Origin of the sequence: Arthrobacter alkaliphilus (assembly GCF_021483235.1) — a bacterium.
In the GTDB taxonomy this organism is placed as follows: domain Bacteria; phylum Actinomycetota; class Actinomycetes; order Actinomycetales; family Micrococcaceae; genus Arthrobacter; species Arthrobacter alkaliphilus.
Map to the genome: position 1 here is coordinate 55,516 of NZ_JAKEEC010000001.1, position 14,051 is coordinate 69,566.

The 14,051-nt window shown below is 64.3% G+C and carries 17 protein-coding genes; 3 read left to right on the plus strand and 14 right to left on the minus strand.

Annotation, left to right across the window (positions count from 1 at the left end; all coding sequences use genetic code 11):
* Positions 1 to 12 precede the first annotated feature (12 nt).
* Positions 13 to 252, minus strand: coding sequence for a DUF3046 domain-containing protein (locus L0B83_RS00245; protein ID WP_234755928.1), 240 nt, complete (start codon positions 250 to 252; stop codon positions 13 to 15).
* A gap of 41 nt (positions 253 to 293) precedes the next feature.
* Here L0B83_RS00245 and L0B83_RS00250 point away from each other — a divergent pair, with 41 nt between their 5' ends.
* Entirely contained in the window at positions 294 to 791 is a 498-nt protein-coding gene (locus tag L0B83_RS00250; RefSeq protein ID WP_234755929.1) for a MarR family winged helix-turn-helix transcriptional regulator, read from the plus strand.
* An 88-nt stretch (positions 792 to 879) separates the two neighbouring features.
* On the opposite strand, the gene L0B83_RS00255 is transcribed toward L0B83_RS00250, so the two are convergent.
* From L0B83_RS00255 to L0B83_RS00315, 13 genes are all read right to left on the minus strand, one after another.
* On the minus strand, positions 880 to 1,332 hold the full coding sequence (locus tag L0B83_RS00255) for a helix-turn-helix domain-containing protein (RefSeq protein WP_078105673.1): 453 nt from the start codon (positions 1,330 to 1,332) through the stop codon (positions 880 to 882).
* A gap of 132 nt (positions 1,333 to 1,464) precedes the next feature.
* Positions 1,465 to 1,968 (minus strand): CinA family protein, encoded by a 504-nt coding sequence (locus tag L0B83_RS00260; protein ID WP_234755930.1) that lies wholly within the window; start codon positions 1,966 to 1,968, stop codon positions 1,465 to 1,467.
* Positions 1,965 to 2,567, minus strand: coding sequence for a CDP-diacylglycerol--glycerol-3-phosphate 3-phosphatidyltransferase (gene pgsA / locus L0B83_RS00265; RefSeq protein ID WP_234755931.1), 603 nt, complete (start codon positions 2,565 to 2,567; stop codon positions 1,965 to 1,967). Before pgsA ends, L0B83_RS00260 begins: the two co-directional genes overlap by 4 nt.
* 9 nt (positions 2,568 to 2,576) lie before the next feature.
* On the minus strand, positions 2,577 to 5,429 hold the full coding sequence (locus L0B83_RS00270) for an FtsK/SpoIIIE family DNA translocase (RefSeq protein ID WP_234755932.1): 2,853 nt from the start codon (positions 5,427 to 5,429) through the stop codon (positions 2,577 to 2,579).
* 87 nt (positions 5,430 to 5,516) lie between these two features.
* Positions 5,517 to 7,208 (minus strand): ribonuclease J, encoded by a 1,692-nt coding sequence (locus L0B83_RS00275; protein ID WP_234755933.1) that lies wholly within the window; start codon positions 7,206 to 7,208, stop codon positions 5,517 to 5,519.
* A gap of 27 nt (positions 7,209 to 7,235) precedes the next feature.
* Positions 7,236 to 8,147: a 4-hydroxy-tetrahydrodipicolinate synthase gene (gene dapA, locus L0B83_RS00280; protein WP_234755934.1), complete on the minus strand. Its 912-nt coding sequence runs from the start codon at positions 8,145 to 8,147 to the stop codon at positions 7,236 to 7,238.
* Positions 8,148 to 8,233: 86 nt separating this feature from the next.
* Positions 8,234 to 8,596, minus strand: a complete 363-nt coding sequence (locus tag L0B83_RS00285) for a hypothetical protein (RefSeq protein ID WP_234755935.1) — start codon at positions 8,594 to 8,596, stop codon at positions 8,234 to 8,236.
* Positions 8,597 to 8,669: 73 nt separating this feature from the next.
* The gene (locus L0B83_RS00290) at positions 8,670 to 9,158 is read right to left on the minus strand and encodes a hypothetical protein (protein WP_234755937.1); all 489 of its coding nucleotides are present in this window, start codon (positions 9,156 to 9,158) and stop codon (positions 8,670 to 8,672) included.
* A 4-nt stretch (positions 9,159 to 9,162) separates the two neighbouring features.
* On the minus strand, positions 9,163 to 9,921 hold the full coding sequence (dapB, locus tag L0B83_RS00295) for a 4-hydroxy-tetrahydrodipicolinate reductase (RefSeq protein WP_234755951.1): 759 nt from the start codon (positions 9,919 to 9,921) through the stop codon (positions 9,163 to 9,165).
* A 118-nt stretch (positions 9,922 to 10,039) separates the two neighbouring features.
* The gene (locus L0B83_RS00300) at positions 10,040 to 10,261 is read right to left on the minus strand and encodes a hypothetical protein (RefSeq protein WP_234755952.1); all 222 of its coding nucleotides are present in this window, start codon (positions 10,259 to 10,261) and stop codon (positions 10,040 to 10,042) included.
* Positions 10,262 to 10,265: 4 nt separating this feature from the next.
* Positions 10,266 to 10,991: a hypothetical protein gene (locus L0B83_RS00305; protein ID WP_234755953.1), complete on the minus strand. Its 726-nt coding sequence runs from the start codon at positions 10,989 to 10,991 to the stop codon at positions 10,266 to 10,268.
* A gap of 62 nt (positions 10,992 to 11,053) precedes the next feature.
* Positions 11,054 to 11,953, minus strand: coding sequence for an ABC transporter ATP-binding protein (locus L0B83_RS00310; RefSeq protein ID WP_234755954.1), 900 nt, complete (start codon positions 11,951 to 11,953; stop codon positions 11,054 to 11,056).
* A gap of 30 nt (positions 11,954 to 11,983) precedes the next feature.
* Positions 11,984 to 13,168, minus strand: a complete 1,185-nt coding sequence (locus tag L0B83_RS00315; RefSeq protein ID WP_234755955.1) for a sensor histidine kinase — start codon at positions 13,166 to 13,168, stop codon at positions 11,984 to 11,986.
* A gap of 60 nt (positions 13,169 to 13,228) precedes the next feature.
* Here L0B83_RS00315 and L0B83_RS19675 point away from each other — a divergent pair, with 60 nt between their 5' ends.
* Both L0B83_RS19675 and L0B83_RS00320 read left to right on the plus strand, forming a co-directional pair.
* Complete coding sequence (locus tag L0B83_RS19675; RefSeq protein WP_268820413.1) at positions 13,229 to 13,360, plus strand: hypothetical protein; 132 nt, start codon at positions 13,229 to 13,231, stop codon at positions 13,358 to 13,360.
* A gap of 9 nt (positions 13,361 to 13,369) precedes the next feature.
* Positions 13,370 to 14,029 carry a response regulator gene (locus L0B83_RS00320; RefSeq protein WP_234755956.1) on the plus strand — a complete coding sequence of 220 codons (660 nt, stop codon included), beginning with the start codon at positions 13,370 to 13,372 and terminating at the stop codon, positions 14,027 to 14,029.
* The last annotated feature ends 22 nt before the right edge of the window (positions 14,030 to 14,051 follow it).

The window sequence follows — 14,051 nt, forward strand, 5'->3', positions numbered from 1 at the left end:
GAAAACCGGGAATCAAAACGATTTGGAACCCTTGTCGGAAGGCTTGATGTCCCTGCCAAGGCGCCGCTCCGGAGGAACGTCCTGGACGTCGCACAGGGCAAGCCAGACGTCGCGGGGGTTGTAACCCGCTGCCAAGGCTTCATCTGCCGTACGGCCGCCGACGCCGGCCAATACAAGGGAGCTGCTGAGGACCCGGGAGTAGCCAGCCCCGAATTCATCGTCCATCAGCCGCCAAAAGTCACTGATCCGCACCAATAGAGTCTCTCACGGGTGCGGACTCTAGAATGGTTGTCATGAGCAACACTTCCGACGACGTGCCCGAGCTGGCGGAGGTTGGCGACGACGTCGACGCCGCCCTCCAGCATGTGGAACATCAGCTGAGCATGTTCTGGCGACGCGCACGATCGCTGTCCTACCAGTTGTCCCGCCAGGTCCATCCCGACATGGACCCGGCCGCCTACGGGCTGCTCTCGATCATCCGGAAAGAGGGGCCCCTTCGCCTGACCGAGCTCGCGTCCTGCATCGGCGTCGGGAAGCCGTCGGTGAGCCGCCAGATCGCGTTCCTGGAGAGCATCGGCATGGTCTACAAAGAGGCCGACCCCCAGGATGGCCGCGCACAATCCATCCGGCTGACTCCCAGCGGCGAGGAAAAGATGCAACAGGTCCAGGACGCACGCCGGCAGGTGTTCCGGGAACGCCTGGGTGAGTGGCCGCTGGAAGAAATCCAGACGCTTGCGGACTACATCGGGCGGCTCAACGCCGCCTACGGCGACGGGAGCGGCAAGGACTGACTGCCGTCCAAGCCATAAAAGCCCAAGAAGGAGGGCCTCCATCCGGAGGCCCTCCTTCTTTGCTCGAATATTTCCCGGGTTTTCCGGCCTAGCGGGCTCCGGAGAGCATGCCCTGGGTAAAGTCGTCGTTCAGTTCGGCGCTGAGTTCGCGGTCGAGATCGCGGCCATAGCGCTGGGCGAATTCCTGCGGGACGGTGTCCGGAACGGCAACGCCCTCGGCGACGGCGACCCGGTCGCTGACCTCGCGGAGCATGCCGGACAACGGAACGTCCAAGGCGGAGCAGATCGAGGACAACAGCTCTGAGGATGCTTCCTTCTGGCCGCGTTCAACCTCGCTCAGGTAGCCAAGGGAGACGCGGGCGCTGTGCGAGACTTCGCGGAGTGTGCGGCCCTGGCGCTGGCGGACATCGCGCAGGACATCACCGATTTCGTGACGCAGTACAACCATCTTGCGCTCCTTCTGTTCGCTCGGTGCCTTCTCGGCCAAGCCCACATCCTTCCAGCGGACAACGCCGTTTACGGATACGGGCTGCTTAACCATCTGTATCGCCTTGCTCCCTCGTGAGTCCGGCCCACCCTGGCAGGTGCACCGGTTGTTTTTACATCCTAGGCGCCCCGGCCATTCCGGAGCGACACAATGTAACAACTATTGGGCCGTTGTTTTTGTTCCCGGCTACTTTACGTGCGGTAGGTCGGCCCCGACAAGGCACTCCAGCAAGCACTCCAGCGCCGCTGCGGTTGCCTGTGCACGGATACTTGGCCGATCACCCTCGAAAGAGTAGGCGTGCGCCACGGCTCCGCCGGGCGTGGCGATGCCGACGAAAACCGTGCCAACCGGCTTGCCATCGTGCGGCAGGGGTCCCGCGACCCCGGTCGTAGAGACCCCGACGTCGGCACCGCAGGCGCGCCTGGCGCCGTCGGCCATGGCCGCGGCAACCCCGGCGTCGACGGATCCGACCTCCGAAAGCAGTTCCCCGGAGACCCCCAGGACCCCCGCCTTGACTGAATTCTGATAGGCAACCACTCCGCCCTGAAGCATGCCGGACGCGCCCGGAGTATCAGCGAGGGTGGCGGCAACCAGGCCGGCTGTCAGGGATTCCGCGGTAGCCACGGTTACGCCGCGCTCGATCGCGAGAGCGACGACGGACGCGGCCGTCTCGTCCGCGGACGGGCTCATGCGGGCTTTCCTGCCGTGCGGAGCTTCGCGGCTTCGACCACATATTCGATGCCGGTCCACACGGTGATGGCGAGGGCGGCGAGCATGACCCAGAAAGCCACGCTGACGAGCCACGGAGCGAAGGAATCCAGCGGCAGGATGTAGAGGAAGATCGCCACTGTCTGGATGACGGTCTTGAGCTTGCCGCCGCGCGAGGCCGGCATCACGCCATAGCGGATGACAAAGAAGCGCAACGCGGTGACGCCCCATTCGCGGACCAGGATGAGGATCGTGATCCACCACGGCAACTCCCCCAGCCATGAGAGGAGAACAAGTGCCGAGCCGATCAGCAACTTGTCGGCAATCGGGTCCGCGATCTTGCCGAAGTTGGTGACGAGGTCGCGGCTCCGGGCAATGTCGCCGTCGAGCTTGTCCGTGTAGATCGCCACTGCGAAGGCAAGCACCGCTGCCCAGCGCCAAATGCCGTGCTGGCTGTTGTCCGCCAAGAGGAACCAAACGAAGAACGGCACCAGCACGATTCGAAGCATCGTCAGGATGTTGGGCAGGTTCCAGATATCGGAGCTGCTGGAACCGGCTTTGCTGCCGTCGGATGTAGTCACCCCTCTAGGCTACCGTCCGGTCAATGACCAAGCGTCTTCGCCGCCGTCGTCCTCATCGTCCGGGCCGTCTGCTCCGTCATGGTATTCCGTGGCCTGCTTGCGACGGTCGAAATCGGCGGCGACCACGTCCTCGGCGTAGCCGCCGACAGCGATGTTCGCGTTCGCGTTGTCGCTCAGCGCCGCCGTGTGCGCGTCAGGGAGGGCCGGAGCTTCCTGCCCCTTCATCGCCGCCAGGACGGGAGCGAGGTCGTCGGGCTTGACCAGGACATCGCGCGCCTTGGACCCTTCCGACGGGCCTACGACGCCGCGCGACTCGAGCAGGTCCATGAGGCGGCCCGCCTTGGCGAAACCGACGCGGAGCTTGCGCTGCAGCATCGATGTGGAACCGAACTGCGTCGTAACCACAAGTTCCGTGGCCTGGAGCAGGACCTCGAGGTCGTCCCCGATGTCGTCGTCGATCTGCTTTTTCTGCGCCTCGGGCGCGACGTCGTCACGGTAGACAGCCTTGAGCTGGCCCTTGACGTGTTCAACGACCCGGTGGATTTCGGACTCGGAGACCCAGGCACCCTGCACGCGCATTGCCTTGGAGGCGCCCATCGGCAGGAAGAGCGCGTCGCCCTGGCCAATAAGTTTCTCCGCACCGGGCTGGTCCAGGACCACGCGGGAGTCGGTGACGGACGAGGTCGCGAACGCCATGCGCGAGGGGACGTTCGCCTTGATCAGGCCGGTGACGACGTCGACCGACGGACGCTGGGTCGCGAGGACCAGGTGGATGCCGGCGGCACGGGCAAGCTGGGTGATCCGGACAATGGAGTCTTCGACGTCCCGCGGGGCCACCATCATGAGGTCGGCAAGCTCGTCCACGATCACCAGCAAGTACGGGTACGGCTTGATGACGCGCTTGGAGTCGACCGGGGGCACCACCTTGCCGGCGCGGACCGCTTTGTTGAAGTCGTCGATGTGCTTGAAGCCGTAGTTGGCGAGGTCGTCGTAGCGGGCGTCCATTTCGCGCACTACCCACTGAAGCGCCTCGGCGGCTTTCTTGGGATTGGTGATGATGGGCGTGATGAGGTGTGGAACGCCTTCATACGCGGTCAGTTCCACGCGCTTGGGGTCCACCATGACCATGCGGACCTCATCGGGTGTGGCCCGCATCAGGATCGACGTGATCATCGAGTTCACGAATGACGATTTACCGGCACCCGTCGCACCGGCCACGAGCAAGTGCGGCATCTTGGCGAGGTTCGCGACGACGTAGCCGCCTTCGACGTCCTTGCCGACGCCCATCACCATGGGGTGGTCTGTCCGCCTGGCGTTCTGGCTGCGCAGGACGTCGCCGAGCGACACGGTCTCGCGGTCCGTGTTGGGGATCTCGATACCGATGGCCGACTTGCCCGGGATGGGGCTGAGGATGCGGACATCACTTGATGCCACGGCGTAGGAAATGTTCTTCGACAACGCAGTGACACGCTCGACCTTGGTACCGGGAGCGAGTTCGATCTCGTAGCGGGTCACGGTGGGGCCACGGCTGAAGCCGGTGACGGTGGCGTCGACGTTGAACTGCTGCATCGTGTCCGTCAGGGCGGCCACGACGGCGTCGTTCGCTTCGGTGCGCTCCTTCGGGATGGACCCCGGAGTCAGGTTGTCCGAGGACGGCAGCGTGTAGGTGACGTCCCCGGCAAGCGACAGTTGTTCGGTGCGCTGCGGAATCGGCGTCGGGGGCGGAGGCGGGCTGACCGGCGTCGAAGGCACAGTAGCCGGCGGAGCGGCCGGCGGGACCATCGGGATCGCTTCCGTGGCGTCCCCGGCCGCGGCCTTTCCAAGTCCTTGCGCGGCCTTGATCTTCTCGACGGCGATTTCAGCCTGGGTGGGCCGGCGGACACCCGGCGGCACGGCTGGTGCTCCCTGGGCCGATGGTGCGTCGTCGTCAACGATGGCGTGCTCGAAGGCCTCGTCGCCGACGTACCCCTCGAGCGTGCGGTCGTCCTCGTTGTCCTTGCCGAAGAGGCGTTTGCGGCGCTTCTTCTTCGGCTCCGCGGCCGCCTCATTTTCGTAGAGATAGCTGCGGTCATGGGAATCGTCGTGCTGCGCACCCGCGTCCATCAGGTCTACACCCATGAGGTGCTCGTAGGCGCCGCGGATGCGCCGCGGAATGGCGCTGAACGGCGTCGCGGTCACGATCAGGACGGAGACGAACGCCAAGGCGCCGTACACGATGAGTGGCACCGCGGGATGGATGGCGGCCAAGGGCGACGCCGCGAGGAATCCGAGCATCCCGCCCGCCCGCCGCAGGCCCTCGAAGCCCTGGGCGACCGTTGGTTGGCCCCCGATGATGTGGGCCAAGCCAGTCCCGGCGAAGGACATGATCAGGAAACCGATGCCCACGCGGTTGTTGCCGCGGCTGTCCCATGGCTCGCGGAACAGCCGGAAAGCGCAGACGAAAAGCATGAGCGGCAGAAGCAGTGATACCCAGCCGAAGGTCCCGTTCACGATGCTGTAGACAAGATCCGGAAACCAACCTTTGAAGCCCCACCAGGCGAAGGTTGCGATGAAGACACCGAGTGCGAGGTTGAAAAGCGCGGCGCCGTCCCGGCGGTCTGCGGGATCAAGGCCGCTGACGTCATGGCCGATCCGGCGCACGCCCGCACCCACCACGTGGCCGATTCCCAGCCAGATGCCGGCAAGCGCACGGAGGATCCAGGGCTGTTGGGGTTCGACGACGGCGGCCTGCTTGCCGCGGGCCGTGCCTGTGCCGCTCCTGCCGGTCTTTGCCGGGGTCCGGGTGCTGCCCGAACGTGAACCTGCCCCGGCGGGCTTACTGTTGGAGCTGCCTCTAGGCGCGGAGGTAGTACGAGTCGCCATAACGGCCACGCTACCCCAGTCCGGGCGGAATCCCGCGGATTTGCGGGGCCCGGAGGAACCATGTTGCCTCCGGGCCACAGCGGATGGCTATGCCTCCAGGACCAGGGGGATGATCATGGGGCGGCGCCGCAGCTTGCGGTTGACCCACGTGCCGATCACGCGGCGCACGACCTGCTGGAGCTGGTGGTTGGTGTGGTCCGCGTGGTGGAGCACGGCGTCTTCAAGGGCGGCATTGATCTTGGGGATGATCTCGTCGAATACGGAATCGTCCTCGGCCACGCCGCGGGCGTGGATCTCCGGGCCGGAAACGATCTTGCCGGTGGTCCGGTTGATGACGGTGATAACGGAGATGAAGCCTTCGTCGCCGAGGATCCTGCGGTCCTTCAGGTCGGCGTCGGTGATTTCACCCACACTGGAGCCATCCACATAGACGAAGCCCACTTCCACTTGGCCCACCACGTTGGCCTTGTGGTCCCGGACGTCGATGACGGTGCCATTGTCGCTGAGGATGACGCGGTCCGCGGGTACGCCGGAGTCCTCGGCCAGGTTGCCGTTGGCGATGAGGTGACGGGTTTCGCCGTGCACCGGCATCGCGTTCAGGGGCTTGAGGATGTTGTAGCAGTAGAGCAGCTCGCCAGCGGCTGCGTGGCCGGAGACATGCACTTTGGCGTTGCCCTTGTGGACCACGTTGGCGCCGAGCTTGAGCAGCCCGTTGATGATCCGGTAGACCGCGTTTTCGTTGCCGGGGATGAGGCTCGATGCCAGGATAACGGTGTCGCCGTGGCCCACTACCACCCGGTGGTCGCCGTTGGCCATCCGGGACAGGGCCGCCATCGGTTCGCCCTGGGAACCTGTGGACATGAGGACCAGTCGGTGGTCAGGCAGGTTGTCGATGTTCTTGATGTCCACGAGGATTCCCGGCGGGACGTCAAGGTAGCCCAGTTTCGCGGCGATGGCCATGTTGCGCACCATGGACCGGCCCACGAAGGCGACATTGCGGCCGTGCTTGGCGGCTGCGTTGAGCACCTGCTGCACCCGGTGCACGTGCGATGAGAAGGAGGCGACGATAATCCGCTTCTTGGCCTGGCTGAACACGCGGTCCAGCGTGGGGCCGATTTCCTTTTCCGCCGTGGTGAATCCGGGCACATCCGCATTGGTGGAGTCCGCCATGAACAGGTCCACCCCTTCTTCGCCCAGGCGGGCGAAGTGGCGCAGGTCCGTGATGCGGCCGTCGAGGGGCAACTGGTCCATCTTGAAGTCGCCCGTGTGCAGCACATTGCCGCCGGCGGTACGGATGAAGACGGCCAAGGCATCCGGAATGGAATGGTTGACGGCCACGAATTCGCATTCGAAGGGGCCAAACTGCTCCACCTGTCCTTCTGCGACCGTGAGCGTGTACGGCTTGATCCGGTGTTCCTGGAGCTTGGCCTCGACGAGGGCGAGCGTCAGCTGGGAACCGACCAACGGCAGGTCCGCGCGCAAGCGCAGAAGGTACGGCACAGCGCCGATGTGGTCTTCGTGGCCATGCGTCAGCACGATGGCAACGACGTCGTCCAGCCTGTCCTCGATATACGAGAAGTCAGGCAGGATCAGGTCAACGCCCGGCTGGGTCTCTTCAGGGAAGAGTACGCCGCAGTCAACCACCAGCAGTTTGCCGTTGATTTCGAAAACGGCCATGTTGCGGCCGATTTCCCCCAGCCCGCCAAGGGGCACGATCCGGAGCGTTCCCTGCGGAAGTTTGGGCGGGGTGACAAGTCCGGGAAGGGCGGTTTGGGTCATAATGCGCTACTTTCCGGCGGAATCGTCCTAGACAGTGAAGTCCATTCCAGCTTCCGCCAAGTCCTCGCGGATGATTGCGATCTCGGCGGGGTCCGGCTCCACGAGGGGCAAGCGGACAACCGAGTTGGGCAGGACTCCCTGCCATTTAAGAATCTGTTTGGCGGCGACGGCGCCTTGGACCCGGGTCATGGTTGCGCGGACCACGGGCTCGAGTTCGAAGTTGATCTTGCGTGCTGTGTCAAGGTCGTTCGCGTTGATGGCGTCGATGAGCTCACGGAAACGGCGGGTGGCGACGTGGGTGGTGACGCCAACCAGGCCCACCGCGCCCAGGGCCATCCACTGAAGGGTCAGGCCGTCGTCCCCCGAGTAGAAAAGAAGGTCGGTTTCCGCCATGACGCGGGTGGCTGCAGCGAAGTCGGCTTTGGCGTCCTTGACCGCAACGATGTTGGGGTGGGAGGCAAGCCCGATCATGGTTTCCGGCGCGATCTGGATGGAGGAGCGTCCGGGAATGTCGTAGAGCATGACGGGGAGCTCAGTGGCGGACGCAATGGTCTCGAAGTGGGCCCGGACTCCGGCCTGGCTTGGCTTGTTGTAGTACGGGGTGACGATCAAGAGTCCGTCGACGCCCAGTTTCGCGGCTTCCTGGGAGAGGTGCACCGAGTGCGCGGTGTCATTGGTACCGGTGCCTGCGATAATTGCCGCGCGGCCGCCCACAGCGTCCTTCACGGCGCGGAACATGCCGAGGTTTTCCTCATCGGTGAGGGTGGACGTTTCCCCCGTTGTTCCGGTGACGACCAGGCCATCGCAGCCGTCGTCAACGAGCTTGACTGCCAATTCCGCTGCCTGCTTGTAGTCAACTTCGCCGTCCTTGGTGAACGGGGTAACCATGGCGGTCAGGAGGGTACCGAGAGCGGGAACGTTCGCACGAGAGTCAGACATAGGAAAAACGTTACCCTGTCGGCTGCGGGTTGGGAGAATGGGGCCCGCGTGATTGTCGTCAAGTTCGGCGAAACGGGAGCCGGGCCTCAGGCTGAAGCGTCGCTGCGGTGGCCGGGCTTCGCCGGCCTCTCCGGCGAGCAATACCGGGCCACTGCCGACTCCCGCAGCCGGTCCGCCCAAGCCCCCAGCCGCTGGGCCGCCCGCACATACTCGAACAATTCAGCGGGGGTCAGCGATTCAACGTCGGCCTCCGCAAGCCGCCTGGCAAGCTCGGCTCCCGGCTGCTGTTCGCCCAGGAGCGTGCCCTCGCGACGCCACTGCACATCTTCAGGAGGCTCCCCCGCGACAAGCTGCCGGAAGAGGAAATCGACGACGCCGGGGCTCATCGCCTTCATGGGGCCGTCCAGGCCTTGGGGATAGCCGCCCGGCCGCTTCGAAGGATCACTCATGCAGCCATGCTATTCGAACATATATTCGAACACAAGGCGTTGCCACCAGGACGTTTTCGCCAGAGGACAGCCGCTACCGCTCCGCCGCGGTGGGCTCGGAACGGAACAGGCGTACGGCGTCGCGCATGGATTCCCTCGCGCGCTTGCGGTCGCCCGCGGCGTCGTAGGCGCAGCTGAGCCGGAACCAGGAGCGCCAGTCCTCAGGGGCGGCCTCGGCTTCCACCCGGTACTTTTCAAACTCGGCGTCCGCGGCGGCACGCACGATGCGGCCTCCCGGCGTCCGGGGCAGGTTGTCCACGGGCAGCCCGCCTTCGGATTCGAGCACCTTCGCCATCTTTTCCGTGCGCGCACCGAAGAGAAGCTCGCGGATCAATGCCCATGCTCCAATGACCGGAAGCACGAGGTAGGCAGCTCCGATTCCCTTGGCTACCAGGTTCGCGTCACTGAGCAGCAGGATCGAGCGTTCGAAGGTGACCACGAGGTAGAGAACCAGCAAGAGGGTGACAGCACCCACCCAGATTTTGGTGCGGTTGTCCTTGAATGCGTTCCAGAGCGAGCCCATGCGCCTACAGCCCCAGATCCAAATAGCCGTCCAGGCCGACGGTCAGGCCTGGGTGGGACGCCACCTTGCGCAGTCCCAGCAACACGCCGGGCATGAAGGACGCGCGGTCGAAGGAATCGTGGCGGATGGTCAGTTGTTCTCCCGGGCCGCCCAGGAGCACTTCCTGGTGTGCCACGAGGCCGCGCAGACGGACGCTGTGGACGCGGACACCGTCTACATCGCAACCGCGCGCACCGTCGAGGGCCGTGTCCGTCGCATCCGGGCTGGCCGGGACCCCGGCTTCATCGCGGGCCGCGGCGATAAGCTGGGCCGTCCGGACGGCCGTGCCCGACGGCGCGTCCACCTTGTTCGGGTGGTGCAGCTCGATGATTTCGACCGATTCGAAATACTTGGAGGCCTTAGCGGCGAAGGCGGAGGCGAGCACGGAGCCGAGGGCGAAGTTGGGCGCGATCAGGACACCCGACTCCGGGTTCGCAGCAAGCAGCTGCCGCAAGCCTGCGAGGCGTTCCGCGTCCCAACCCGTAGTGCCCACCACCGCGTGCATGCCGTGTTCGACGGCGTAACGGACGTTCGCTTCGGTGCTGTCCGGAACGGTCAGGTCGACGACGTACTTCGCCCCGGCGTCGAGCAGGGCATCAAGGGAATCGCCGCGGCCGAGTGCCGCGACAAGCTTCATGTCAGCGGCTGCCTCAACGGCCTTGACGGCTTCAATTCCCATGCGCCCCTGGGCGCCCAGCACGGCGACAGCAAGTTGTTCGGTCATGCCCTTAACCCTACCGGGCGGCGCGGCTGCCCCACGCGGGGTCGCCGGAACTGTGCCGGCTCGCCCGAACGCTCCAGCGAACCGGCACCATTCCGGCGATTTCGACGGGAAGCGACGTCTAGGGTCGAACGAGACGTCGAAGACCCAGCACCGTGAGCCCCAAAGCCGAGCCGGCAACGACTGCGAGGATGAGCATGCCAACGATGGGAATCACCAGGGAATCAGCACCGATTTCTTGCCGGGCACCCTCGAGTTCCGGGATGCTGACGGCGATGACGAGCACCGCCGCCACGACTGTGGGCACAAGGAACCAAACCCACGATCGGCTCTTTTTGGACATGGGATCACTTTCCTTTCAATCGGAGGGCTGCGAGAAGAAGAACTCCGCTCGACCAGATCACCAGAAGGAGTAGCGCCCCCAAGGGCCCAAGGCTCCCCCCGGGCTCGGGAGTGGCGCTGACGGCTTGCCCGACCAGTATCCCGGGGGTGATATTCGCTGCTGACGCGGCCCCCGCGACTCCACTCAGCCCGGCGATGAGGAGCGTGATCGGTGCAAGCCAAAAAAGGACAATGATCATGATCGCCGCGATGGTGGCTGAGCGCACCGCGTAACCGAGCCCGGCACCGAAACATGAAACGAGCGCAACGGCAGCCACCGAACGCCCCATTGCGGCGACCGAGTCAGCAGAAAAGGGCGCGGAAGTCCCGCCGAACACGGTAGCGAAGACTCCGACAATGAGCATGGCGAGAAATGCAAGTGCTGCAGCAACCCAGCTGTGCCCGAGTGCACTCGCTGCAAGCAGCCGTCCGCGGCGCGGGATGAGCAACATTCGGAAGCCGATCGCCCCTGTCTGGTAGTCCCTGCCAACGCCGATGGCTGCCGTCAAGGCTGCCACGAATGCGAAAATGTCGGCCCCGGCGGTTGCGACGCCCTCCAGATCCGGTGCGGGCGACGACACCTTCCGATAGATCGCCTGGCCAACGCCGAGCGCCAGAGGCAGGGCTGTTCCCAGCAACAGCAAGACCATAGACGGTCGGGTCCGGATGATCCGGGCCGTCTCTGCAGACACGAGCCCGCTTGGCCGTTGGGTGCCTTGCTGGCGAGCGGTTCGGACGAGTGGGCGCAGCGTCCTCAATGGGCCTCTCCTTCGATTTTCGTGTCCACTATCCGTCGATACACATCGTCAAGTGAGACGCTCTCGGTGCGAAGTTCATCCAGGACAACCCCATGCATGGCCGCAAGGGAGAACACCTCACGCGCTGTCAGGCCTGCGATGACCACGGCGCGACCGTCTGCTTCGACGATGGTGGCGCCGCTCCTCTTTACGAGCGCGATAAGGGTGCCGGCGTCCTCGCTTATGACGTGGACACGGGCCCCGGCTCCGCGTGCGAGGTCGGCAAGGCTGCTTTGGAGTTTGAGCACTCCGTCGCTGATCAGTACGACGTCGTCAGCTACGAGCTCAAGTTCTGTGATGATGTGCGATGAAAGGAGTATCGCGGATCCAGCATCACGAAGTTGGAGGAGCAGGTGGCGCAGCCACTGTATACCGGATGGATCGAGACCGTTGAGCGGCTCATCGAAGACGTAGTTGCCAGGGTTGCCCATGATGGCTGCGGCGAGTGCGAGACGCTGCCTCATGCCAAGGGAAAGCTCGAGCACCCTCCGTCGGCGGGCCTCACCGAGGCCAACCGCGTCCAGCACCTGTTCAGCCCGGGCCTTGTTCACGCCTTGGATGCCTGCGCAGTACCGGAGGAGCTCGATCGCGCGGAGGTCAGAGATTAGCGCCCCCGCGTCGAGGACCGCCCCAACGCTCTGGCGTGGATTGGGAAGCTCCCCGTACGGGCGTCCGTCGAACAACGCCCGTCCCGAATCGGGCTTCTCAAGGCCGAGGGCGGTTCGCATCGTGGTGGTCTTGCCGGCGCCGTTGGGCCCGATGAAGCCGACGATGCGGCCGTCGCCGACGCTGAAAGTAACGTCGTCAACCCGCGTCTTTCCGCCGTATGACTTCGTGAGTCCAATCACTTCGATCATGATGCGCGCACCAACCCACTTCTCCTTCCACTAGAACCTGGGCACTGTCGCCGTCACGGTCCACCCCGTTTCATCACTGCCTGCCACGAAAGTTCCACCCAGCAGCATCACGCGGTCGTTCATCCGTTTCAGTCCGTACCCCGTCTCATCCGTGCCCAAGTCGTCCCCGCCGTTGGACGGAGCATTCCAGACCTGCAAGGTGACGCCTTCACGATCAGAGCTGACCGCCAAACGAATCAACGGGGTCTGACGGGCGTGCTTCATAACGTTCGTGGCGGCTTCGCGTGCGATGTGCACGAGCGTGGTCTCGATGGTGTTCGACATCGAAATCTCACTGCCGGGGAGGGAGAGCTCCACCGACGCTCCCATCGATCCGAGTGCGAGGGACAAGGACTGCAACGTCGCTGGCAGGGACACGGTCCCTGCTCCGGCTCCTCCAACGGTCTCGTCCCTCCCCTGAACCAAACGCAGCATCCGTCGGATGTCTGTGAGCGCTTGTGTCGCCGCGTCTGTGATCGCACGCCTCGATGTATCCCTGGACACGGGGTCGTCGACGAGTTCGAGCGCCCGGGCCTGCATGACAACAGTCGTGATGTCGTGGGCAATAATGTTGTGCAGCTCATCGGCGATCCGGTCCCGCTCCATTTGTACGGCGGATGCCGATTCCCGTTTGAGCCGATCAATGTCAGCGGCAAGCTGGCTTTCCCGTGCACGACCCCCGCGGAATCCCCAACCGATCAGTCCTGAAGCGACGCCAACGGCAACGCCTCCGACCCCGCCGCCTTGCACAAACCCCTGGCCAAACCCTTCGGCAACGATCGCCCACGCCACTGTAGCGACGCAGTATGCGACGCTCAGCCACCGGCTGCACGTACTTGTGACCAGGCCGACCGAAATGGCGAGCGCAAGCGAGTAGGACCCGGCAGCACCAAGCAATGTCGCGACGAGGCCCCATGCCGCGAGCACCGTCGCCGCCACCGGCGGCCGCCAGGCAAAAGCTCCGATTGCGATGAGCGCACCGACGTCAACAATCGCGGTGGGCAGCGGCGTCTGGGCAAGCAACGCGAGCACACCGTCCGCCAGCAACGCCACCCCGACGACGGCCGCCAATGCGCGACGAGCACCGGCCGGCAACGTTGCAAACGCCCAAAAGCCCCGCAAACCCGCAGACCGGTGGACATTGCGGGTAGCTTCTGCCAGACCGCTTCGCTTCATCCCCCAATTATCCAAATGAAGCGCGGGGACCCTCAGCGACAAAGCCTCATTTTCTTGCACATGATCAAGTTCCTTCTGCTTGAAAGCATCAACAACCTGATCGTCGCAGTCGGGCCGGCACAGGGTCTGCCGACGAAAGTCGATTCCTTGCGCAACTTTCGTCTAATCTGCGCTGCGTGCCCGGCCGCCTAAAATGTAGAAATGGAGGCCGTGCGTGTTCTGATCGTCGATGATGAAGCCCTCGTGCGACACGCACTGCGAATCTTCCTGGAGTGGGACCCGGCCACAGCGGTGGCCGGAGAAGCCGTAAACGGAATCGAAGCCGTCGAGCAGTACCGTTTGGTAAAACCGGACGTTGTGCTGATGGATCTACAGATGCCAGTAATGAATGGCGTCGAAGCGACAGAGACGATCACGGCCGAACATCCGGAAGCACGGGTCCTTGCCGTGACCACGTTCTCCTCCGAAAGCCACGTCATCGCCGCGCTCAGAGCAGGTGCCTCCGGCTATCTCGTAAAGGACACGCATCCCGATGAGATCGTCTCCGCGATCTTGGATGTGCACGCTGACAGGTCGGTGCTCTCACCCCGCATAACTCGCGGACTCATTACAGCCGTGCGTGACATGGCTGACCCCGGCGGACACATTGCGCTCGCTAGCGCCCAAGCGCTCACCGAACGCGAACTATCGATCGTGAAGTTTCTCGCGCAGGGTCTGTCAAACGCCGAGATAGCAAACGCTCTCTACCTCTCAGAGGCGACCGTCAAGTCAAACCTCGGCCGCATCATGAACAAATGGGGCGCGCGCGACCGGGTCCAAGTTCTCATCCACGCTGTGCGCACACATCTCGTGACGCTGTAGCCCGCGCGATCCCTGCGCTCAG

Coding starts and splice junctions, on each gene's coding strand:
- L0B83_RS19675 (WP_268820413.1), top strand. CDS start 13,229: ATGATCAAGTTCCTTCTGCTTGAAAGCATCAACAACCTGATCGTCGCA.
- L0B83_RS00255 (WP_078105673.1), bottom strand. CDS start 1,332: ATGGTTAAGCAGCCCGTATCCGTAAACGGCGTTGTCCGCTGGAAGGAT.
- L0B83_RS00310 (WP_234755954.1), bottom strand. CDS start 11,953: ATGATCGAAGTGATTGGACTCACGAAGTCATACGGCGGAAAGACGCGG.
- L0B83_RS00260 (WP_234755930.1), bottom strand. CDS start 1,968: ATGAGCCCGTCCGCGGACGAGACGGCCGCGTCCGTCGTCGCTCTCGCG.
- L0B83_RS00275 (WP_234755933.1), bottom strand. CDS start 7,208: ATGACCCAAACCGCCCTTCCCGGACTTGTCACCCCGCCCAAACTTCCG.
- L0B83_RS00250 (WP_234755929.1), top strand. CDS start 294: ATGAGCAACACTTCCGACGACGTGCCCGAGCTGGCGGAGGTTGGCGAC.
- L0B83_RS00290 (WP_234755937.1), bottom strand. CDS start 9,158: ATGGGCTCGCTCTGGAACGCATTCAAGGACAACCGCACCAAAATCTGG.
- dapA (WP_234755934.1), bottom strand. CDS start 8,147: ATGTCTGACTCTCGTGCGAACGTTCCCGCTCTCGGTACCCTCCTGACC.
- L0B83_RS00300 (WP_234755952.1), bottom strand. CDS start 10,261: ATGTCCAAAAAGAGCCGATCGTGGGTTTGGTTCCTTGTGCCCACAGTC.
- L0B83_RS00270 (WP_234755932.1), bottom strand. CDS start 5,429: ATGGCGACTCGTACTACCTCCGCGCCTAGAGGCAGCTCCAACAGTAAG.
- L0B83_RS00320 (WP_234755956.1), top strand. CDS start 13,370: ATGGAGGCCGTGCGTGTTCTGATCGTCGATGATGAAGCCCTCGTGCGA.
- dapB (WP_234755951.1), bottom strand. CDS start 9,921: ATGACCGAACAACTTGCTGTCGCCGTGCTGGGCGCCCAGGGGCGCATG.
- L0B83_RS00315 (WP_234755955.1), bottom strand. CDS start 13,168: ATGAAGCGAAGCGGTCTGGCAGAAGCTACCCGCAATGTCCACCGGTCT.
- L0B83_RS00285 (WP_234755935.1), bottom strand. CDS start 8,596: ATGAGTGATCCTTCGAAGCGGCCGGGCGGCTATCCCCAAGGCCTGGAC.